The sequence below is a fragment of the Methylomusa anaerophila genome, from assembly GCF_003966895.1.
Taxonomy (GTDB): Bacteria; Bacillota; Negativicutes; order Sporomusales; family Sporomusaceae; genus Methylomusa; species Methylomusa anaerophila.
Genome location: NZ_AP018449.1, coordinates 357,193 through 377,740 on the forward strand (window position 1 = coordinate 357,193; position 20,548 = coordinate 377,740).

Sequence of the window (20,548 nt, forward strand, 5' to 3'; positions counted from 1 at the left end):
TCACATTGCCCGATTGCGTGAATTCTTCCAGAAAATATAAAAGAATGCTGCTCCTATGGATCACCAACCACTTACTCTTGTTTTTTGACAGCAATCTCCCAAAGGATTTTGTCTTTTTTATACCTGCATATTTCATATTCTTTAATGTATTTGACTTCCCAGGCGCTAAAAAGTTCATCCAACTGCACTCTGTCAAAAAATCTCTTAAAACTGCCATTGACATTATAGTAATTTTCCTCGATGACTGTGCCCAGACCGACGCCGTGGTTGATATCCTTCACCGAATTAACCCGTGCTAACAAAAACCCGCCGTTTAGCAAAACCCGTCTTATTTCCGTCACGATTTTTTGGGTTTCCATCCAAGAGAAGTAATGTAATGAAAGATCGGCAATAATTATTTTTGCGGTTTCGTCTGCAAAAGGCAACCCTTCTTTCATATCAAAGAGTTTGGTAACCGGTTTATTGATGAAATATTCCAGTCTTTTCAACGCCTCCGGCGAAAAATCGCAGGAAATCACCTGATAACCTCTTTCATACAAATATAAGGTATCATTGCCAAACCCGCACCCCAGATCAATAATCGGCATATCCCGGGAATCCCTTAAAATATCCGTGTATTTTTCCAGCCACAAATCGTAGGCGGGCTTTTTATCGCCAAGGGATTGGTATAATTCATTCCAATGTTTCACTTGATCGTTCATTTTTACCATTTTCCCTCCCCCCAAAGACGAATGATGAATAGAAGGATTTGCATCAGTCACTATTCAACCGCCGCTTGAGTTTTTCCTGTTATTCAATTATAAGGTTATTGTTCTGCCGGTCGCCCCGCGAATATAATTAAACTAAAATACAATTCAAAGGAGTTTTACGAAGAAAATGAAGCTCACCTTTGGTAAAAATATCAGCAAGTACCGCAAGCTAAAAAACATAACCCAGGAGGAACTGGCCAGTAAGTTGGGTATAACATTCCAGGCGGTGTCAAAGTGGGAAACAGGTCAGACATACCCGGATATTACCCAGTTGCCCAATTTGTCAGACATACTGGAAGTAAGTATCGATAAACTGATGGGGCATGCGGTCTATGAAAAGAAAGTCTCCATTTATGAGGATGAATACGCCCGGGATGATTATTATTGGGGCCTCATCCCATCAACAATGTGTTATAAAGTACTATCTATATTACCTCCTGCCAAACCGTTTAAATTATTGGATATTGGCTGCGGCGAAGGCAAGGATGCCGTCTTTTTTGCCCGCAACGGCTATGATGTCACCGCCTTTGACATCGCTGACGCCGGAATTGAGAAGACAAAAAGATTAGCAGATAAACTTGGCGTACACGTAAATGTCTTCAAAGCGGATATACTCGACATGAGATTGGACACCTGTTACGATATTCTTTATTCCAACGGTGTATTGCATTATATTAAACCCGGGCTAAGAGAGGAAATTTTTACAAATTACCGGCAATATACGGCGACAAACGGCATTCACGTTTTCTCCGTATTTGTCGTAAAGCCGTTTATACCGCCGGCGCCGGAAAACGAATCCAACGCCCATACCTGGATTTCCGGCGAACTTTTCTCGCACTACAGTGACTGGATGATAAAGGAATGCGAAGAAATAATATTTGACTGCAATTCCGCCGGCATCCCCCATAAACACGCTATGAACAGAATAATAGCCGAGAAAATACCGTGGTAGCCGGACTAGGAACCGGTGGAAAGATAGTGCCTGACACCGAATTCCCATACAAACAGACAGGGAACAATGAAAAAAATACCGTACAGGGGGGACAACATATATATTATGCTGTTTCCTTCCGCCTTGTCCAGGACAAACATCAGCGGCAAATAATTCACACAACCAAAGGGAATCACAAAAGTAAAAAAGCGCGTCACCCATTTTTGGTATATATTAAGCGGATACTGGGCCATTTCTTTGCCGCCGTCGGTAAAAATATTCGCTACTTCAAGGCCCTGAATGGTCCAAAAACATAACGTCGCCGCCAGAATAAATATTCCTGTAAAAATAAAGGCACCACTTATTATCATCAATATCACGGTTACCACCTTGAGTATATTCCAGGCGACAGAAAGATTGGCCACCGTCCAGATTAAAACGCCCGCACTCTGCAACAGCCTCCCAATTCTCGTGAATTCAAACTTCGAGCCCATTACCTGGACTACCGTGTTTCTTGGACGTACCAGCACCCTGTCAAATTCACCGCTGATTACAAGGCTGGAAAAAAGATCAAAGCCTCTGGCAAAACATTCACTGATGGCGAACGCCATGTGAATGACGGCAAAGCACAAAGCCACCTCAAAGAAATCCCAGCCTCTAATCGAGCCAAAGCGGGCAAAAAGAAAGTATAGCCCGGCAAAAACAAACAACGGGGTAAATAATTGTCCAAATGCGACCAAGCAGAAAGAAGCTCTATATTGCATCTGCACTTTCAACAAAATCCTGAGATATTTGAAATATAGTCCCATTATTCAATTCAGCCTCCCTGTACCACAACCCGTCTTACAGCTTTATTGATGGCGATTTTACCCAATAAAACCAGCACAGCCAGCCAAACTGTTTGTATCAGTATCCCAACCAGCGCCTCTTTTACCGGTATATTGCCGCTATAAACCCGGAAGGGCAGATCCGACGCCAGACGGAAGGGCAGCATATATACTATCGTTTGCAGCCAGGAAGGCATCAGCGGAACCGGAATAATTCCCCCGGCGAAGAAATCCCCCATAACGGCAATTATAAAGAGGGACCCCATAGGTGACATGGTTATAAATACTGAAATGTAAATAAACATAGATATTGAAACAAGTACCAGCAGACCAAGGGCCAGAGTGATGATAAATAACCCAAAAGCAGCAAAATTCGCCGGCAAAGATAACTGATACGGTTCAGGCATCAAAAATGCGGCAATAAGAATGGGAACGCACCGCAGCAAGGCTCCGGACAGCCGCTGGGCAATGAGCTTGGCATACCAGAATCCGTATAAACCGCATGGCCGGCAAAGCTCATAAGCAATATTGCCGCCGGTTATCAGGCTGAATATTTCATTGTCTCTGACCCACAGCATGATAAATACCAAAAATGCCTGCTGCAGCCAGACATAGGCTACTAATTGATCCAGCGCAATCGGCGGAGTCTCTGCCGCATTCAGGTAGAACGCTTCATAAATCATCGTAAACATGAAACCAAAGAAAAACTGCGTTGCCACTCCGGCTAATGCCGCAACTCTGTATTGCATGCTATTAATCAATCGCATGCGAAATACGGAAAAGTACGCTTTCATATCTCGTACTCCTTGTATAACTGAACAATAATTTCTTCTATCGGCGGATTTTCCACCGTAACATCTAATAATTCAAGCTGCTCCGCCAGAGTTGCTATAACCCGGGAAACACCGGCCTGGTGAGTATCAACCAAAAGAGTCGCCCTCTCAGGCGACCAGACAAGCATTTCCGTTCCCTTTATCGCCGGCGGCGGGCTATTTTCCCTAAAGTCAATTGTAATCGTCTTGCAGGCGCCAAACTGGCTTCGCAGGCTATTCAAACTTCCATCGTAAAGAATTCTGCCCTTGCCAATGAGGAGTATCCTGTCAGCCAAAGCCTCTATATCCCCTAAATCATGCGTGGTAAGTATGACGGTAACCTTTTTCTCCTTGTTAATACTTTTTATGAACTGGCGTACAGCGATCTTCGAGACGGCATCCAAACCAATAGTTGGTTCATCCAGAAAAAGTATTTTCGGGCTATGGAGCAGGGATGCCGCTATTTCACACCGCATTCTCTGCCCAAGGCTCAGCTGGCGAACCGGATTGTTGAGAATACTGCTTAAACCGAGAGTTTCAACAAGCATATCGAGATTGTTTCTATATTTTTCTTTCTCTACTTCGTATATGTCCCGCAGCAACTCAAATGAGTCTATTACAGGCACATCCCACCACAGCTGTGACCGTTGCCCGAAAACCACACCTATATTTGTTACATGGGCAATTCTTTCTTTCCAGGGGGTACGGCCCAGTATGCTGCATTTGCCTTTGTCAGGCACTAAAATACCGCTCATGACTTTAATGGTTGTGGACTTGCCGGCGCCATTCGGGCCGATATAGCCAACTATTTCGCCCTCATTAATATGAAAGGACACATCCCGCAGAGCCTCAATCGCAATGTATTCCCGCCGGAACAGGGATCGGAGAGCCGCCTTAAAACCGGCAGAACGCTTAGCGACTTTAAATGTCTTACATAAACCCTCAACCGTAATCATCTTCCGCCTCCCCAAATTTCACCCATTGCCCTCGTCCCTACCGGCACTTTCCCGGATTCAGCCGATATTATATGCCGTTTTCAACTCTTTATCTACGTTCCAGACAAGCCTCCTTTTTAGATATTTGACTCTCATCCCTTAGAACCTCTTCATAGGCTTTATCGCTCATCATATTTTGTTCATCCGTTTTGGTGTATCTTTCTATATCCCGCAGCTTGCTAATAAAAAGCATTGCCCCGGTAACACAGATCAAACCGCCAATGCCTATTGTTGCCGCGGCGCCGATGTAACTCGCCATTACGCCAGCCAGCAAATTGCCAAAGGGAGTCATTCCAAACGACATGGAATACAGGCTCATAACACGACCGCGTTTATCTTCGTCCACCAGGGATTGCATCAAAGTACCGGAGGATGCAATGTGCACAATTGATCCCAAGCCGGTAAAAAAAAGAGCTATCAGCCCAATTAAAAACAAATTCGTCTGCGAAAAAACTATCAATGTTATTCCCAACAAAGCAACTGCCCAGGGAATCAATCTTTCCAGGCCCGCCGTGCTGGAACGGGATGCCAGGAATGCCGCCCCGCAAATGGCTCCCAATCCTGTAACCCCCATCAAAATCCCCAAGGTGTGCGAGTCGCCGGCAAATACGTCATGGGCAAAAACGGGCATTAGCGCAATATACGCCGTCCCTGTCAAATTAACCAGCCCCAGGAGCAGCACAGTATAACAAATCGGCGGAAAACGATAGGCATACAGATATCCTTCATGCATCTCATGAAACGGCGAATTTCTTACCTTTTCCCTGTCATCTGATGTCCGAAGGCGCATGGACAGCAATGCTGCCAGCACGGGAATAAAACTGGCAGCGTTTATTAGAAAACATACTCCTTCACCCACTAAGGCAATCAATATGCCGGCTATCGACGGGCCAACCAATTTTGAGCCGCTGATAATAATGGAGTTCAAGGCTATGGCATTAGATAAATCATCCTTTTCTTCAACCGTATCAACAACAAACGCTTGCCGGGCAGTCAAATCAAAGGCATTAATGCAACCCAGTACAAAACCTAACCCCAGCAAATGCCCGACCTCTATTTTCCCTGTTAGTACTAAAACCGCCAGCAATACCGCCTGCAACATGGCTAATGTTTGAGTTACGATAAGAATTTTATGCCTGTTAAACCGGTCGGCAACTACACCGGCTACAGGCCCCAGGAGAAAACCCGGCACATGATTGAAAAAATTAAGGGTGCCCAGCATGAAAGCCGAATCTGTTAATCTATACACCAGCCAGTTCATAGCAATCACTTGCATCCAAGTGCCAGTTTGGGATATAATTTGGCCGCTGAAAAATAAACGATAGTTACGATACCGCAACGCCCTCACCATGAATTTTACATTTGCAGACACTTTATTCACGCTTAACGCGCACCCCACTTCTTCCCAAACTATTCGCATTTCACCTTCAGAATAAACCCGGCATCAAAAACAAAAAAAGCTAAGGACATTTACATTCCTTAGCCTTCAGTTTCCTACTGATCAGCAATGGTATCGCAATGGCAAATCCTATTTTACATTACCAATTACCCATGTATGTTGGCAGTACCGCCCGGATGAGATCGATTCCTTCATTACTAAACTACCACAAATTAGTTGATCACGCAACTGTTTTGTGGCAGTCAGCAAAAAGCGTTTTCCGGTTTTAGAATCTATGGGGGTTTGTCAGACGTTCTAAATCCTCTTCTGCGCGAGGGGTGATATTAACCGTATACTTTTTGTGTTGTCGAGTTGAAGGCGTCTAACTTCTCCTGAAACTTTTTATCAGATTTTTTTCTGGCAGATTCCAACGGTTGAGATTTGCCCTGACGGATTTGCGCCTCAGAAATTAAAAGACTCTCATACATTGACAACTTGGCAAGCATACTTTTAAAAGTATCACTTCCCATAATAACCATGTGCTCTTTGGAATTTTTAGCCAACTGAATAATCTGGCCTTCCTCAATAGCAAGTCGTTCAATTTCGGTCATATTCCTAGATAGATCAGATATAGGGCGAATCGAAAACATATATATTCACCTACTTTTGAATTTGTCTATACTAATATATCCCGAAATCAGAAACAAATCAAGAAATAATTACGAATACTTTCGTAAAATTATGTTAGCAGTCTCGCTGACCACTCGAAATCCATTAGTATCCTGTCACTAGTAGAATGTCTTTTCATTAATGGAAGTTACCATGTTCCTTGAAGAATGCTACATGTACTAATCAATAAATTGCAAATGCAATTTCCAACCTTGTAAACCGATGGCGGAAATTCTGTCCGTCATTTGGTTTTATAGTAATTTGGAAGTAGATGTTGGTGTCGTTGCCGGATCTGAGGGTTACGGTGTCGCTGGCGTCGATGACGCTGCCGGTATGGGTCGTGGTGTTGCCGTTTTCTGTGCCGTGGCCGGAGCTGAAGCCGCCGGTCAGGCCGGTAAAGTTGCTGGCAAGGCCGAAGGATGCTCCTAAAGACCAGGAGGAGGAACTGGTTTTGGTGTCGATCTGTTGTTGGTTTTGGGCGGCATCCAGGTTGATGTCGTTTTTGGCGTCCAGGGTGACGTCAGTCGCAGTGATCTTGGTTCCCTTGAGGTTGACATCCCCGTCGGTGGCGGTGATGTTGACGTTGCCGCCGGCAGTGATGTTGGACGGGTTGACGGTTTCAATGTGTATGGTCTGATCAACAGTGGTTTGGCTGTTGCCAATGCTGACGTTGACACCCGCTCCTTTTGCCAGGTTGCCTTGGAAGTCCTTCAGCTTCTCAAGATCTTTAACGGCTTTGTACTCATACAGAGTTTTAAGCCGGTCGTCCTGTACCTGGCCTGAGCGCTGGATGTCGTTATATGCACCCGTGGCAGCATCAATTATGCCGCCACCCAGGGATACGCTGAGGCCGCTTTGCTTGAATTCATATTTGTACTGGCTGTCGTAGGTGCTCACCGTGTTGTCGATGGTGACGTTCTTGCCGGTGATGTTGGTGTCCTGGCCGCTGAGAATGGTGGTGCCGGCGCTGTTGACATTGTTGCCGGCGGTAATGTTGACGTTGCCTTCGATGGAGCCGATGGTGCTGCCGATCCGGTCGAGGGTCTGTTCGTTCAGGCTGCTTTTCTCGCTCTTGCTGCCGATGGTGAAGCCGAGGCCGCCACCGCTGAAGAGGCCTGACATTTTTTCTTGGCGGTAGTGTTCGTCGCTGCCGGTTTCATCGGCGGCGGTAATGTTGATGTTGCCGCCGGCGGTAAGGCCGACATCGTTGGTGCCGACTATGTTGCTAATTTCATAGAGTCACGGAACCGTCCCCCGACTCTTGCGTCCCCCGACTCTTGTATGTTTTTCCGTTTTTTAAATTTAATATTTAAATATTACAAAACTGGGAAAGTGTAACATCATTTTGGTGATTTTTATAAAAATATTTTTATCCGTGACAACGTGACATGTGACAGATGTTTGTCATTTGTTTACCGGGTGATCTCTGTTGGATGATTTTCATCTGGTAATATATTCTATTGTACCCGTTAATAAAAAATCATCAGAGGTCACGGAAATAACTCTGATGATAAACGGATGCATATTTGATTATTATTTAAGGAACCAGATTGATTTAAACGTTGATTTTACTGGATTTATGATAAATTACATGAAAAGAACCTCTGCGACGAAAACCCCGTTTTCGTCATCACCGACAGGTGATATAGTAAAATTATTATTACTGAGGAGGTTTGATTGATATGTATGATAATGTAAGGAAATGTCCGAATTGTCATAGTGATGCACCTTGTATGGGAGCTTTGATGAAATGTAAGGATTGTGGCGGTACTTATTGTGGCAACTGCTCTGGTAATGGATATGGGGGTAGTTGTCCTTTGTGTGGAGGGAATGAGTCTAAGTCATTCTGATTCACGAGATTTGATTTTTAGGGATAATTATCAGGTAATATTATCCAAATTAATTTTGATCACGAGACGACACCCTGAGAAAAAGAGAGGTCAGCGGATTTTACGTCCACTGACCTCTCTTTTACCTTTTTATAGGATTAGTTTATTATAAAAAATTGTTTTATGAGATTCCTAACTCCAATTTAACTCTCTGGAGTAAAAATTCACCAAAATCATTCGAAATAACTTCGTAGCTCTGATATTGCAAATCAACTCCAGGAACAAATACAACTACTTTAGGTTCACCTTCAAAATTCAGTTTATTAAAATCTAAACAAAAGAGTTCCTCACTTCCTGTGTCATAAAAAACTAGTAAATGAGCTGGTAGATTTACCTTTTTCCTCTCTTCCAAAGTATACCAAATAGCATCTGGAATTCGCGAATTATCGAAATCCTCTCTAACAATTCCATAAAATTCTTCTGCTCCAAAGCTCATTGCTCCAAATCTAAGCAAAAAATCCTTGTAACTTTTTGAAAAAGATAAATTTAATTTTTTTTCTGCTTTTTTAATTAACAAATCTGATGCTCCGCCAATAAAACTGGTAATTTCATTACCTGTTTCAATTAGCCTTAACGCCTCTTCATAATCTCTAAAACTCATAAGCATCTCTCCTACTATTTAAAATCATTTGCTCTATTCTTCCAATAAGTCTTCTTCCAAGTATCGAAAGCACTTCTATCAATTCCAGATGGAATCGTATTAGGATTAATGTGTATAACTTTTGTATTTTCTTGATGAAAAGACTGGGTTATCTCTGCTATGGCACTATCATTGGTTTGCGTCATATGGTGCAAATTTATAGATTTACCATCTGGGCCAATTGGAGCAATTCCTTGTTGCATTCTTTGTAAATTTGTTCTCCCATAATCATCTACAAGATTTGGGTTTATTAGATCATTTCTTTGATAAACCTTAACTCCATTATACTCAGTTGCTTGAGTCCAATATTTACGTGCTTCTCCAACTACAGAAACACTATCTGAACCTTTAACAACCTTAACAGCATCCTCTCCAACATGCGTTACTACATTTTCTCCCGCTTTTACTTCTTTTGTATAAGCCTGTACAAATTTTATCGCTTCTTCTGCCTTGGGAACAAGCTTTATTACACCGTTCGCTACTTTAACGATTTCCATGCCAGGAATTGCTGCAAAAGCTGACATCACTGCCGCTTCATTGTCACCTTCTGCTAGGTAGATAATGGCATTCACGCCTTCACTGATAGGAGCTAGTGGTGTAAATCCACCTATACTTAACAGCTTATGCGCATTTTCTGTAGCAGTAGCATTGGGGTCATAGATAAAGGTTTCTATAACGCTGGGACTCTTATCTATTATGACTGCACCAGGTATTAAATAAGCGTCTGTTCCATCTAGATTCACTCCAACCTTTTCTAGAGAAATAGTTCCTGGATTTTCATTAATATCGCCTAACGTTACTTGATGCTCTTTTTGCCATTTTTCATTTTGTTCTTTATCTATTTTTTCGTATTCTGCTTTGATATCCGCTTTTGCTTTTTCCTTTTCTTCAGGTGACTTATCACTCTTATCGACCGCCTCAAGTTCTTCAAGCATCTTTTGATATTGCTCATGATATAAGAAGTTATTCTTCGTCTCACTAGCTGCTACACTAGCACCTGTTTGTGCATTACCGCCTATTACTTTAGCAGAGGCTGCACCTACAATCGCACTGGCCCATTGCAGTAATGCTGGATCTTTTATATCGGCTAATTCTTTCATCACAAGCTGCGTTATACCACCACTGGCAGCGCCTGATAAGAAGTCTCCACCACCTAGTTTGGCCATTAGCCCACCCACGAAGAAATCAATTGCAGCCTTTTCAGAGCTACCTTCTTTTAGCTTAAGATCGCCAACGGCTTTAAATACTTCTTCACCAAATACCTTAGCTAATTCTTGTTGTTCTTGAACCGTTTTCTTATCAAAGATTTTACCTAAAGTATTTAATGAATTATTCGTATCACGACTGAGGGTAGATAGATCTTGATCTGGATTGCTACGTATTTCAATCGTACCTGGAGAAATGGCAGATTTAGTTGTACTGTCTGCATCACCTTTAGCTGTTACACCAATATTAGGAGTGACGCCTTGCTCGTTACGTTCTGCACTAGGATTTGTATTGACATTGACTCCAACACTACTTGAATCATACTCCGCATGGTTTTGGATATCGGAGTACGTAAGAGTATCGGTAGAGAGTATGTTTTTATCTGGAGTCGCGTCGCTAGCAATGACCGCACCCTTCAGGTCGGTATTTTTCCCCACGTAGATATCAAAGCCTTCCTCACCGGCAAAAATCCCTGCCTGACTGGTGACACTGTCATAGTTGGAGTTGGTCTTGCCGGTGTTGAAGGAGCCGGTTGTACCGCTGATCTTACCGGTACCAAAACCTAAGCCGCTGCTTTGATTGTTCGCCGTGTAGTCGTCACTATCCTGCGTACTGGCGATGTTGAGGTTGCCGCCGATGTCGGCCACGACTTTGTCGCCTTTGACCTGGGAGCCGGTGATGTTGGTGTCGTTGCCGGATTTGAGGGTTACGGTGCCGGCGGCGTCGATGACGCTGCCGGTATGGGTCGTGGTGTTGCCGTTTTCTGTGCCGTGGCCGGAGCTGAAGCCGCCGGTCAGGCCGGTAAAGTTGCTGGCAAGGCCGAAGGATGCTCCTAAAGACCAGGAGGAGGAACTGGTTTTGGTGTCGATCTGTTGTTGGTTTTTGGCGGCATCCAGGTTGATGTCGTTTTTGGCGTCCAGGGTGACGTCAGTCGCAGTGATCTTGGTTCCCTTGAGGTTGACATCCCCGTCGGTGGCGGTGATGTTGACGTTGCCGCCGGCAGTGATGTTGGACGGGTTGACGGTTTCAATGTGTATGGTCTGATCAACAGTGGTTTGGCTGTTGCCAATGCTGACGTTGACACCCGCTCCTTTTGCCAGGTTGCCTTGGAAGTCCTTCAGCTTCTCAAGATCTTTAACGGCTTTGTACTCATACAGAGTTTTAAGCCGGTCGTCCTGTACCTGGCCTGAGCGCTGGATGTCGTTATATGCACCCGTGGCAGCATCAATTATGCCGCCATCCAGGGATACGCTGAGGCCGCTTTGCTTGAATTCATATTTGTACTGGCTGTCGTAGGTGCTCACCGTGTTGTCGATGGTGACGTTCTTGCCGGTGATGTTGGTGTCCTGGCCGCTGAGAATGGTGGTGCCGGCGCTGTTGACATTGTTGCCGGCGGTGATGTTGACGTTGCCGCTAACCGAGCCGATGGTGCTGCCGATCCGGTCGAGGGTCTGTTCGTTCAGGCTGCTTTTTTCGCTTTTGCTGCCGATGGTGAAGCCTAGGCCACCGCCGCTGAAGAGGCCTGACATTTTTTCTTGGCGGTAGTGTTCGTCGCTGCCGGTTTCATCGGCGGCGGTGATGTTGATGTTGCCGTCGGCGGTAAGGCCGACATCGTTGGTGCCGACTATGTTGCTAATTTCATAGAGTCACGGAACCGTCCCCCGACTCTTGCATAACATTGAAATTGCACTTTTGTTTAAAATATTTTTAAGTGCTTCTGTTGGCGGTTGATAAGAAATTACCTCAACTGTTATGAAATATGGCTCTGATTGTGCTGGGGTGCGTAAATAATTATTATTTTGTGGCAGTATGAATGGTTGCTCTTAACTAAAAGAGAACAGATGGGGAACTACAAGATAACTATGAAGGAACTGGATAATTTATTAGTTCTTCTTATGGTTTGTAATTATTTAAAATGCTTATATATTGGTGGTTGGTGCAACTATATATAAATATTTTTCCATTTTTTTGATTTAATATATAAATATTACAAAGTCGAGAAAGTGTAACATCATTTTTATGATTTTTATATAAATATTTTTTATCCGTGACAGTGTGACAGAGATTTGTCATAAGTTTACCGATTAATAGGTAATATTATTCCAGTACATTATGATCACTAGAGAGCACTCAGAAACAAACGAGGTTAGCGGATTTTACATCCACTAACCTCATTTTCTTATTTACCCGTTATTTTTCATCACGTCGTCAGTTATATCTTGTCCTTGCCCCTGCTTTTTAAATTATAGGCTGTTTTTATAATCATCCATAAGTTGGATAAATTCATCAATACCAAGACAAAATCTAGTCTGTGAGAAGTCATTTTTAAAATTCTCGGCATCAATATCAATTATCATAACTTCCCCAGTATTAACCTTTTTAATTAAATATTGATTTCCTTCATACTCACCACTTCTAAAATTTTGGAACTTAATAAAATTATATATCATTAAAAAGGTTTCTTCATTAACCTCAGTTCTAAAAAAATCTTCAAGCATATGGTACAAAAACTCATTATTCTTTTCAATAAACCTATCTTTATTAAAAGCCATTATATATATCATCTCCTTATTTTGGTAATTTATCAGGAAATACCGTCCATATATTTCCTAACTCATCATAGACTATTCTTACAGCAGTTTCACCTTTTGTTCCAATTACCCTACCTGCATCAATCCACACTTTATATGACTGCTGACCTTGAGAACCCGCACCGTTATCTACTACACTTTTAATCACATTACTATTCGCCCTAGCGCTATTAAGTACAGAATTAACAATCGCATTTGCTTCTTCAACAGTCCCCACGTTGAATTTATTCCATGCAGATGTGTTATTAAAGATATCTAAATGCTTGCTTTTGATTGTAAAATCAACAATATTAATTTTGTTTAACGCATTAACCCCGCCAGTAAATAGAGCCCCACTTCCCGATGCAGCACTTGCATATTTTACCCATACTCCATCAATTAAGACTACTATAGCCCCTGCCATAACTACGGTAGCAGCAGCATATTTTACTACTGACGAATCAACAATCGGAAGTTTTTCAATAAATGAAGTTTGGAAAGCTGGGTCCGCAGCTAATTCTTGAGCCTGTACTGATACTTTTTGCAATAACTCTGAGTTTTTTGGATCTTCCCAATTTATCGAATTAGGGTTAATACCCATTCCATTGCATACTTGATCTTGAGCCTTATCAATAAGATCCCAATAAGCCACTTTATCCCAATCTTCATTTGCAATAGCATCATCTCTTTGCCCAGTTTGCCAATGTGATAAGAAATTATATTTCGTCCCATTTAGCGCAGTAAACGCACCTGTTCCATCACCGCCGAGTATTTTATCTGCTGCTGTTCCCACAAGAAGACTTGCCCACTGATGTAAAGCAGGGTCTTTAATTTTCTTGAGTTCTCCCTGTAGAATTTCATTGAAACCTGCACCTGTAGCACCAGACAAGAAGTTTCCGCCACCAAGTTGCGCTGTCAGTCCACCAACCAAGGCATGGAATAGATCTTTGTTAGTTCCTCCTTCTACCCAAAGTGCATATTCCTTTTTCAATGCTTCTCTTTCTTCATCACTCTTAGCATTAACAATCTTGTTTGCAATTCTATCTTTTTCTCTATCAGCAATATCTCCAACTAGTTTATTTGCTTCTTCACTAAACACCTGAGCTAATTCCTGTTTCTCTTGAACACTTTTCTTGTCAAATATTTTACCAAGAGCGTTTAATGATCCTGACGGATCACGACTTAATTTACTTAGGTCTTGCGTTTGATTACCAGTAATCGTGATAGTACCTGGAGAAATAGCTGATTTAGTAGTACTATCTGCATCGCCTGAAACTGGCATACCTGGAGTAGGAGTAGGCATACCTAACTTGCCATCTTTCATACTAATGCTATATCCTGAACTGCTGGCGCTGTACTCGGCCTTATTCTCAATATCCGAGTAAGTCAGGGTATCGGTACTAATCTTATTCTTGTCCGCGTCGGCATCGCTGGCTATGACCGCACCCTTCATAAGACAGAGAAAATAGCAAAATAAAAGTCTTTTACTTGTCAGAGAACACAAATATAGCGTGATGTTTCTCTATATCATTTTCAACGAATTACCAAATTAATCCTTTATAGCTTGTACGCGGTCTTGTTTTTCATCATCCCATAGATGATGTTAATCAATCGTCTTTGGATACAAATAATCGCCTGGGATTTCTTTTTACCTTCCTTCACCTTACGCTGGAAGTATTCATGAAATGCAGGATTCCTTGGTTTTCCACCTTTAACGGATAACAGTTGTACAGCCAGAAAATATAATGTAGCATTTAATACGCGATTGCCCTGTTTACTGCGCTGTTCCTTACCTTTGCCCGCAGAAGAAAATAACACGGGTGCTATTCCTGCAAATCGTGCCAGTTTATCAGCACTCGTAAAGCGGTTAATATCGCCAATCTCGGAAGTAATACGACTAGCGGTAATTAAATTAATACCTGGCATGGTTTCTAACTGGTAGCCTGTTTGGGGTAGAATAATGGCTAATTGCTCATCTACATCTTTAATGGCTTCTTGTTTATAACGAATTTCCTTCACCATGCTTTGGACAATAAAATCCCGTTCCAATTGATATGCTTTTCCCGTTTGTCCGTCTAATTCAATCAAAGAGAGAATTTGCTGCGCTTTTCTGGTGGAGCAGGTATTGCGTCCGATCTGGCGCAATTCTTTGCCCAACCCTTCCGCTGTTATATGTTCCAAATGCTTTGGTGAAGGATACTTCTCCCAAAAGTAAAGTGCTGTGGTACAGGTTAACAACGTGAAGAATTTTTTGTAACTGGGATAATGGCTGACCAGTTGGACATGCAGTTGATTTTGCAGCATTTTGGCGCTGTTAGCTAAGGTATCTCTCCGTTTCACCAGTTGACGTATGGTCCAAAATATATCTTCCTGATTGGCATCGGGTAATTTATTATTCATATCGCGTAAGGTTTTGGCAATACAAAAAGCATCGTAGCTGTCATCTTTATAGACAGTAGGTGCGCTGCGTCTGGCGGAACTGGTGTATGCAGGATTTACCTGTTTGACAATGAATTTATGTCCCGTCAAATACACAGCCAGATTGCGTCCATAGCCTCTGGTATCCTCTAATCCAAAGATGGGTTGTAAATTGCCACTAATTTGTTTAATCTTTTTTAAAAAAGAGTCAAACTTTCCCGGTCGATTCTCAAAAGTGATTTCTCCTAAAGGGTTGAGCCAACAGTCTACGACTTTGGCGGTATGCGTATGTTTATGGGTATCAATCCCACAATACGCCAGTTGGTGGATGGTTCTCACTCTCCTTTACTTGATCAGCATAAATCATACCGGCAACCTTCATAGTGGAGCGTCAGCTATTACTAGCCCGCAAGGGTGCGGCAGCCTATCCATGTCTTTACGTGATCGATTGATAAGGACAAAAAGTCCTTACCCTTGCTGATGAAAGGATTCATCAACAGGAGTAAACACTTTTTTTGTGTTAATGGATTATTATTTAGCTTCCGAGGTGCATTTTAATGTATTCCCGTTCGTCTTTCCTAAGATATCTTATAGATCGTTCAAAAATGTAAAAATAAGTGGCTTTTAGTTCCCTCAATTGTTCCGGGGATTGCTCCTGAATGGCCTGTTTCATGGCGGGAATGAGTTGTGCATTACTTACACCAAATTTTCCCGGTTGTACTAACTCTTGTTTTAACAATGGCTGACTAACAGTGGGTCTACATGTTTTACAGAGTCCTGAACCATCATCGTCATTAGCAGAATAAAATTTCTTACAAATACCACATTGCGGAGTTACGGTTTCCATGATTACCACTCCCGTTTTATGTAAATATATAAATTTATCGTATCCAGTCGTGTGTCCCGCGTAAACGGTTGTTATAAAAAAATAACCTTCGTCAATGCGTTGACAGAGGTTATAGTCAAAGGCAACCTAAAAATATAAGTACATCAATTTCCAATGCATCGGAAATGGCAAATAATAAATCAAGTGGCCAGGAGAAGTCACTGTTTATGTCATAGTTTTCGATCTGGTTAAGGTATTCTGTACTACAGTTGATTTGTAGTGCCAGTTCTTGTTGAGTCATGCCCCTTCTCTTGCGATAAAAGGTGATTCGTTCCCCAACTTCCTGATAATAGCTTTTGTATTTGTCCTTCATCCCTCTTTGCTCCTCATACCATTTTCCATAATTTGTTTTATTATAAGTGGTCGATGAGATTTCGGACATTACAATATTAAAAAGATAATCCTGGTTGTTATAGGATTATCTTTTAGTCACTCAGGGTCACTTCTGACACCGTTTCTAATTGAGTTTTATATAAATTACCTATTCTATGAAAAATTACGACAGACGACACTAATAACATCAAGAAGTGTAAACTGAATCTGTTTTCCTGATTTTTTAACACTTGTTACACCTAAATTGCCATTACTGGTGTTATGACCTCACCAGTACATGAAAAGACGTAGAACAGTATAAAAAATATACTTTCCACGTCTTAGAGGTTGAGACTAATATAAATATTGTCCAGTTCTTCCTTGGTGATGCCAATATAGGATAAAGTTATGTTAGGTGCTGAGTGATTTAATAATTTTTGAATCCGGGTCACGTCGGTTCCATTAATGTATGCATGATAGCCAAAGGTTTTGCGTAAGGTGTGAGTTCCGATAGGTTCTGTAATTCCTACGGTTTTGGCTGCTTCACTTAAAATGCGATATGCCTGTACTCTGGTAATGGGATTCTTACCTTTACGACTGGTAAATAAATAACCGTCAGTTAAATTTGTTGTTTTTAGGTATTCATGAATTGCCTTTTTACAGGTTTCGGATAAAGGAAAGTCTTTCATCTTGCCTGTTTTCTGTTCGCGGATAGTAATTCTATCTTGCAGTTTTACATCTTCGACGGTGAGTTTAAGTAAATCCGATATTCTTAGTCCACTATTAATGCCAAGGACGAATAATAAATAATCTCTTAGGTTTTGTCCTCGTAAATAGTTTTTTAACGCTGTTATTTGTTTTTTATTACGGATGGGTTCCACCAGTTCCATAATGTCACCTCTAGATTGGATGTAATATTTTGTAAATTAATTATATATTGTATTACATTCAGCGTAAACGGATTCTAGCGGTTTTGCTGGACATGTTATACGAAGGTATACTCTGGTTATTCTCGTGATTATTTTCCCAAAGTAACAGAAGATAAGTGTGATACTCGCAAGTGCCACCAAAAATGTCCCGCGATTTGAGGGACATCCTTTGTGGCGCCTGCGGTTGTTGTAATTTTTTTCTATGATATGTGAAAACTGTAAAGTCTAAATGATAATTATCTTGTCATTGAGGTTCAACGATGTTTGCGAAAGGGAATGATTGTGATTTCGTTATCTTGTTCCATCTTTTTTAATACCCTCATGATGTCCAGTTCCGTCGGATTACTCCGACAGTCCTGGATAATTTGCTCAAAGGAAATCGTTACCACATTGTGACTGTTTTTAAAGAGTAGTCGTATGGTTTTCATGTTGACTGGCTGCCTTGTCATTTTTACGGATAGCTTGTTGAATGTCGGTTTCCTTATGATTATTGGCGACATATTTTTCATACGACATGATGAATTTATATTCTCTCTTGCTACTTTCATCCACTATCAATGCTTGTCCGTCTATTTTGGTCGTTTTCATAAAATTAATAAAGTCGCGGTAGGTTCTTTCCTTACAGCCTATTTCCTGTTGAAGTTCTGGCGGACTTTTGAATGTGGTAAAGTTTTTAAGGTCAATGATGCGTTTTAGTCTGGCGTAATATTGGCGGTAGGTTTTGGGGATGGTTTCATCGGTCATAATGGTTAACGGTACAATCACATAGTATGTATCGCTGGTGGTTAAGGTAATGGTGACTGCTCCTAGTTTACCGTTTTGTTTAAGATTTGGCTCTGATATTTGAATAAGTCCTGAATCCATTAATTCCTGCAGATAGGTTTTTATATGGCGAATGTGAATGTTCATTTGCTCCGCCAAGGTTTCGCAATGAATTTTAATGGTTTTGCTGCGTTTATAGCGGTTGGCGATTAAATGGATATAGGTGGTAAATACTGCAGTGGATTTATTGAGGACGGTTTCCGGGATTTTTAGAATTTGAATCATTGTAGATGACACCGCCTTGTAAGTATTGTTTAATGGCCTCATTAGTGATGACTTGTAATGTGGTTCCCCGTTCGAGGGCGATACCTTTTAATTGCTTGATGTGTTCATAGTTGACGTAAATTTGTTTTACCATTATTCTTTCACCCCTGTGTCAGTTTAAATAAATGTTTAAATATTTATTACGTTTTTATAATACGGGAACGGGGGTGAAATATAATGGATAATTTATATTTTTTATGAAAATGCAAGTTTTGTCACGGAAAAGTGCAATGTTTGTCACCAAAAAGTGCAAGTTTTATCATGGAGTGATTTTATCTGGTGATTGGAAGAGTATGAAATAATGAAATTGTTATGTTGACTCTAGAATATCTATTACTAAAATATCTTTTTCTAAAATATATACTATTGTTCACTACGTTCACAATAGTCTGTGAGACAAGCTCACAGGTAAGTTTTGTTTTTTGAGAAGCAAAGCTTCTTGAGAGAGAGATTAACAAGTGGATTAAGAAACTAAAAACAACGGTTAATCGCTGAGGAAACCGGAACGGAGTGAAGGTTTCATTGTATGTACTTGTTCCGGTTTTTCATACTCTTATTTGATTATTATTTAGGGGTCTGGATTAAATGATATCGTGATTTTTTAAATTTGAGGTAATTTCATTATATTGGTTAAATAATGACAAAATGATACCCTGGGGAATTTTTTCTCCAGGGTACTTGATGGTGATTGATTTTCAATTTGGGGTTGTTTATTTCTCAATGGAAGATTATAGGATGTTATTTTATCTGTTGGCGTTTGATAAGTAATTACCTCAACTGTTATGAAATATGGCTCTGATTGTATTGGAGTGCGTAAATAATTATTATTTTATGGCGGTATGAATAGGTTTCTTTTAACTAAAGAGGAACAAGTGGGGAACTATAAGAGAACTATAAAGGAACGGGATACTTTATTAGTTCCTTTTATGTTTTGTAATTATTTAAAATCCTTATATATTGGCGGCTGGTGTAACTATTAATATATGTTTTTCCGTTTTTTAAATTTAATATTTAAATATTACAAAACTGGGAAAGTGTAACATCATTTTAGTGATTTTTATAAAATTTTTTTTATCCGTGACAACGTGATATGTGACAGAGAATTGTCATTTGTTTACCGGGTGATCTCTGTTGGATGATTTTTGTCTGGTAATATATTTTATTGTACCGATTAATAAAAAATCATCAGAAGTCACGGAATTAACTCTGATGATAGACTGATACCTATTTGATTATTATTTAAGGAGTCAGATTCAATGAGATATTGATTTTACTGGATTTACGATAAATTACATGGAAAAGAACCTCTGCGACGAAAACTCCGTTTTCGTCATCACCGACAGGTGATATATTAAAATCATTATTACTGAGGAGGTTTTATTGATATGTACGATAATGTGAGGAAATGTCCAAATTGTCATAGTGATGCACCTTGTATGGGAGCTTTAAGAAAATGTAAAGATTGTGGTGCTACTTATTGTGGAAATTGTTCTGGTAATGGTTATGGAGGTAGTTGTCCGTTTTGTGACAGTAACGAATCGAAGTCCTTCTGATTCACTAGATTTGATTTTTAGGGATTATTAATAGGTAATATTATCCAGTCGATTATTTGTTCACCAGACGACACCTGAGATACAAAGAGAGAGGTCAGCGGATTTTTACGTCCACTGACCTTTTGATTTAACCAGGAAAGGTATTAATAACTTCGTTCCCTGGATTTACAATATTTTAGCTACTGCTAATTCATTGAATTCTTCTTCTGACAGACTTCCAAGCATTAATCCGATATATGTACCATTACAATCTACCAACAACGCATTCTTTTCATCCATATAAATTCTACTACAATTATAAGCATCTCCAGAAATCAAGAATAAGCAATTATCGGCTATATATGCTTCAACATCCCCCACCTCAAACCTCTGATATACTTTTTCACTATAGTTACTAATGTCAAATATAGGCAATCCATTCTGGCTATTAACACACGTTAATGTGTTGTTTTTTCGTGATAGTTTTTCATCTTGAAAGAAAAATTTTATATAATTTAATACACTGTTTTGTGGATTTATTGCTATGTCAAACGGAGGCTTCTTATTGTTTTCTAGAAACCAGTGATGTGGCGAATTACTCCCTAACGGTAATACCTCAAGTGTAACTAGCAACAAATTATCTCCCATCGCTTCGAATACTCTATTAATTGTAACGTCAGATGGCTTTTTTTCTATTCCTAAAATTTTTAATGCCATGT

The 20,548-nt window shown here is 40.7% G+C and carries 22 protein-coding genes and 1 pseudogene; 4 read left to right on the forward strand and 19 right to left on the reverse strand.

Features of this window, described 5'->3' with window-relative positions:
• Positions 1–71: 71 nt before the first annotated feature.
• Positions 72–710 carry a class I SAM-dependent methyltransferase gene (locus tag MAMMFC1_RS01515; RefSeq protein ID WP_232035605.1) on the reverse strand — a complete coding sequence of 213 codons (639 nt, stop codon included), beginning with the start codon at positions 708–710 and terminating at the stop codon, positions 72–74.
• A 166-nt stretch (positions 711–876) separates the two neighbouring features.
• Here MAMMFC1_RS01515 and MAMMFC1_RS01520 point away from each other — a divergent pair, with 166 nt between their 5' ends.
• A complete protein-coding gene (locus MAMMFC1_RS01520; protein WP_126305851.1) occupies positions 877–1,701 on the forward strand; it encodes a helix-turn-helix domain-containing protein in 825 nt (274 codons plus the stop codon).
• A gap of 5 nt (positions 1,702–1,706) precedes the next feature.
• Here the strand turns inward: MAMMFC1_RS01520 and MAMMFC1_RS01525 are convergent, their stop codons facing one another.
• From MAMMFC1_RS01525 to MAMMFC1_RS01550, 6 genes are all read right to left on the reverse strand, one after another.
• Complete coding sequence (locus MAMMFC1_RS01525; protein ID WP_126305853.1) at positions 1,707–2,489, reverse strand: ABC transporter permease; 783 nt, start codon at positions 2,487–2,489, stop codon at positions 1,707–1,709.
• Positions 2,490–2,497: 8 nt separating this feature from the next.
• Complete coding sequence (locus MAMMFC1_RS01530; protein ID WP_126305855.1) at positions 2,498–3,301, reverse strand: ABC transporter permease; 804 nt, start codon at positions 3,299–3,301, stop codon at positions 2,498–2,500.
• Entirely contained in the window at positions 3,298–4,275 is a 978-nt protein-coding gene (locus MAMMFC1_RS01535; protein WP_126305857.1) for an ABC transporter ATP-binding protein, read from the reverse strand. The genes MAMMFC1_RS01530 and MAMMFC1_RS01535 overlap by 4 nt, the downstream gene beginning before the upstream one ends.
• 88 nt (positions 4,276–4,363) lie before the next feature.
• On the reverse strand, positions 4,364–5,734 hold the full coding sequence (locus MAMMFC1_RS01540) for an MFS transporter (protein WP_126305859.1): 1,371 nt from the start codon (positions 5,732–5,734) through the stop codon (positions 4,364–4,366).
• Between the two features lie 302 nt (positions 5,735–6,036).
• Positions 6,037–6,303 carry a hypothetical protein gene (locus tag MAMMFC1_RS01545; RefSeq protein ID WP_232035606.1) on the reverse strand — a complete coding sequence of 89 codons (267 nt, stop codon included), beginning with the start codon at positions 6,301–6,303 and terminating at the stop codon, positions 6,037–6,039.
• Positions 6,304–6,544: 241 nt separating this feature from the next.
• Positions 6,545–7,483 carry a hemagglutinin repeat-containing protein gene (locus MAMMFC1_RS01550; RefSeq protein WP_232035607.1) on the reverse strand — a complete coding sequence of 313 codons (939 nt, stop codon included), beginning with the start codon at positions 7,481–7,483 and terminating at the stop codon, positions 6,545–6,547.
• Positions 7,484–7,489: 6 nt separating this feature from the next.
• Between MAMMFC1_RS01550 and MAMMFC1_RS01555 the strand changes: the two genes are divergently transcribed.
• Entirely contained in the window at positions 7,490–7,699 is a 210-nt protein-coding gene (locus MAMMFC1_RS01555) for a hypothetical protein (protein WP_126305865.1), read from the forward strand.
• Between the two features lie 672 nt (positions 7,700–8,371).
• Here MAMMFC1_RS01555 and MAMMFC1_RS01560 read toward each other — a convergent pair.
• The 3 genes and pseudogenes from MAMMFC1_RS01560 to MAMMFC1_RS22170 form a co-directional block, all read right to left on the reverse strand.
• A complete protein-coding gene (locus tag MAMMFC1_RS01560; protein WP_126305867.1) occupies positions 8,372–8,851 on the reverse strand; it encodes an SMI1/KNR4 family protein in 480 nt (159 codons plus the stop codon).
• A gap of 14 nt (positions 8,852–8,865) precedes the next feature.
• Positions 8,866–10,533 carry an HNH/ENDO VII family nuclease gene (locus MAMMFC1_RS22165; RefSeq protein ID WP_126305869.1) on the reverse strand — a complete coding sequence of 556 codons (1,668 nt, stop codon included), beginning with the start codon at positions 10,531–10,533 and terminating at the stop codon, positions 8,866–8,868.
• A gap of 195 nt (positions 10,534–10,728) precedes the next feature.
• Positions 10,729–11,400: pseudogene (locus tag MAMMFC1_RS22170) on the reverse strand (hemagglutinin repeat-containing protein); the annotation flags it as partial.
• Between MAMMFC1_RS22170 and MAMMFC1_RS22175 the strand changes: the two are divergent.
• Together MAMMFC1_RS22175 and MAMMFC1_RS22180 are read left to right on the forward strand one after the other, a co-directional pair.
• A complete protein-coding gene (locus tag MAMMFC1_RS22175) occupies positions 11,359–11,598 on the forward strand; it encodes a hypothetical protein (RefSeq protein ID WP_126305875.1) in 240 nt (79 codons plus the stop codon). The pseudogene MAMMFC1_RS22170 and the gene MAMMFC1_RS22175 overlap by 42 nt on opposite strands.
• A 33-nt stretch (positions 11,599–11,631) precedes the next feature.
• A complete protein-coding gene (locus MAMMFC1_RS22180) occupies positions 11,632–11,772 on the forward strand; it encodes a hypothetical protein (protein ID WP_232035608.1) in 141 nt (46 codons plus the stop codon).
• 567 nt (positions 11,773–12,339) lie between these two features.
• Here the strand turns inward: MAMMFC1_RS22180 and MAMMFC1_RS01585 are convergent.
• The 9 genes from MAMMFC1_RS01585 to MAMMFC1_RS01620 form a co-directional block, all read right to left on the reverse strand.
• Complete coding sequence (locus MAMMFC1_RS01585; protein ID WP_126305877.1) at positions 12,340–12,648, reverse strand: hypothetical protein; 309 nt, start codon at positions 12,646–12,648, stop codon at positions 12,340–12,342.
• Between the two features lie 16 nt (positions 12,649–12,664).
• Positions 12,665–13,990, reverse strand: coding sequence for a hypothetical protein (locus MAMMFC1_RS01590; RefSeq protein WP_126305879.1), 1,326 nt, complete (start codon positions 13,988–13,990; stop codon positions 12,665–12,667).
• 233 nt (positions 13,991–14,223) lie between these two features.
• Positions 14,224–15,423: an IS110 family RNA-guided transposase gene (locus tag MAMMFC1_RS01595; RefSeq protein ID WP_456299288.1), complete on the reverse strand. Its 1,200-nt coding sequence runs from the start codon at positions 15,421–15,423 to the stop codon at positions 14,224–14,226.
• A gap of 196 nt (positions 15,424–15,619) precedes the next feature.
• Positions 15,620–15,931 (reverse strand): hypothetical protein, encoded by a 312-nt coding sequence (locus MAMMFC1_RS01600; RefSeq protein WP_126305881.1) that lies wholly within the window; start codon positions 15,929–15,931, stop codon positions 15,620–15,622.
• A 115-nt stretch (positions 15,932–16,046) separates the two neighbouring features.
• The gene (locus MAMMFC1_RS01605) at positions 16,047–16,283 is read right to left on the reverse strand and encodes a helix-turn-helix domain-containing protein (RefSeq protein ID WP_158618599.1); all 237 of its coding nucleotides are present in this window, start codon (positions 16,281–16,283) and stop codon (positions 16,047–16,049) included.
• A 340-nt stretch (positions 16,284–16,623) separates the two neighbouring features.
• Positions 16,624–17,172: a site-specific integrase gene (locus tag MAMMFC1_RS01610; RefSeq protein WP_174234356.1), complete on the reverse strand. Its 549-nt coding sequence runs from the start codon at positions 17,170–17,172 to the stop codon at positions 16,624–16,626.
• Between the two features lie 441 nt (positions 17,173–17,613).
• Positions 17,614–18,258 (reverse strand): hypothetical protein, encoded by a 645-nt coding sequence (locus MAMMFC1_RS01615; RefSeq protein ID WP_126305887.1) that lies wholly within the window; start codon positions 18,256–18,258, stop codon positions 17,614–17,616.
• Positions 18,218–18,391: a hypothetical protein gene (locus MAMMFC1_RS21230; protein ID WP_158618600.1), complete on the reverse strand. Its 174-nt coding sequence runs from the start codon at positions 18,389–18,391 to the stop codon at positions 18,218–18,220. Before MAMMFC1_RS21230 ends, MAMMFC1_RS01615 begins: the two co-directional genes overlap by 41 nt.
• Positions 18,392–20,015: 1,624 nt before the next feature.
• The gene (locus MAMMFC1_RS01620; RefSeq protein ID WP_126305889.1) at positions 20,016–20,546 is read right to left on the reverse strand and encodes a hypothetical protein; all 531 of its coding nucleotides are present in this window, start codon (positions 20,544–20,546) and stop codon (positions 20,016–20,018) included.
• Positions 20,547–20,548: the final 2 nt, after the last annotated feature.

What these genes read in the sequence shown, in the direction of transcription:
- MAMMFC1_RS01560 (WP_126305867.1), bottom strand. Translation starts at nt 8,851, where the DNA reads ATGAGTTTTAGAGATTATGAAGAGGCGTTAAGGCTAATTGAAACAGGT.
- MAMMFC1_RS01525 (WP_126305853.1), bottom strand. Translation starts at nt 2,489, where the DNA reads ATGGGACTATATTTCAAATATCTCAGGATTTTGTTGAAAGTGCAGATG.
- MAMMFC1_RS01615 (WP_126305887.1), bottom strand. Translation starts at nt 18,258, where the DNA reads ATGATTCAAATTCTAAAAATCCCGGAAACCGTCCTCAATAAATCCACT.
- MAMMFC1_RS01590 (WP_126305879.1), bottom strand. Translation starts at nt 13,990, where the DNA reads ATGAAAGATGGCAAGTTAGGTATGCCTACTCCTACTCCAGGTATGCCA.
- MAMMFC1_RS01585 (WP_126305877.1), bottom strand. Translation starts at nt 12,648, where the DNA reads ATGGCTTTTAATAAAGATAGGTTTATTGAAAAGAATAATGAGTTTTTG.
- MAMMFC1_RS21230 (WP_158618600.1), bottom strand. Translation starts at nt 18,391, where the DNA reads ATGGTAAAACAAATTTACGTCAACTATGAACACATCAAGCAATTAAAA.
- MAMMFC1_RS01600 (WP_126305881.1), bottom strand. Translation starts at nt 15,931, where the DNA reads ATGGAAACCGTAACTCCGCAATGTGGTATTTGTAAGAAATTTTATTCT.
- MAMMFC1_RS01520 (WP_126305851.1), top strand. Translation starts at nt 877, where the DNA reads ATGAAGCTCACCTTTGGTAAAAATATCAGCAAGTACCGCAAGCTAAAA.
- MAMMFC1_RS01545 (WP_232035606.1), bottom strand. Translation starts at nt 6,303, where the DNA reads ATGACCGAAATTGAACGACTTGCTATTGAGGAAGGCCAGATTATTCAG.
- MAMMFC1_RS01515 (WP_232035605.1), bottom strand. Translation starts at nt 710, where the DNA reads ATGGTAAAAATGAACGATCAAGTGAAACATTGGAATGAATTATACCAA.
- MAMMFC1_RS01605 (WP_158618599.1), bottom strand. Translation starts at nt 16,283, where the DNA reads ATGAAGGACAAATACAAAAGCTATTATCAGGAAGTTGGGGAACGAATC.
- MAMMFC1_RS01540 (WP_126305859.1), bottom strand. Translation starts at nt 5,734, where the DNA reads ATGCGAATAGTTTGGGAAGAAGTGGGGTGCGCGTTAAGCGTGAATAAA.
- MAMMFC1_RS01535 (WP_126305857.1), bottom strand. Translation starts at nt 4,275, where the DNA reads ATGATTACGGTTGAGGGTTTATGTAAGACATTTAAAGTCGCTAAGCGT.
- MAMMFC1_RS01620 (WP_126305889.1), bottom strand. Translation starts at nt 20,546, where the DNA reads ATGGCATTAAAAATTTTAGGAATAGAAAAAAAGCCATCTGACGTTACA.
- MAMMFC1_RS01610 (WP_174234356.1), bottom strand. Translation starts at nt 17,172, where the DNA reads ATGGAACTGGTGGAACCCATCCGTAATAAAAAACAAATAACAGCGTTA.
- MAMMFC1_RS01530 (WP_126305855.1), bottom strand. Translation starts at nt 3,301, where the DNA reads ATGAAAGCGTACTTTTCCGTATTTCGCATGCGATTGATTAATAGCATG.
- MAMMFC1_RS01550 (WP_232035607.1), bottom strand. Translation starts at nt 7,483, where the DNA reads ATGTCAGGCCTCTTCAGCGGTGGCGGCCTCGGCTTCACCATCGGCAGC.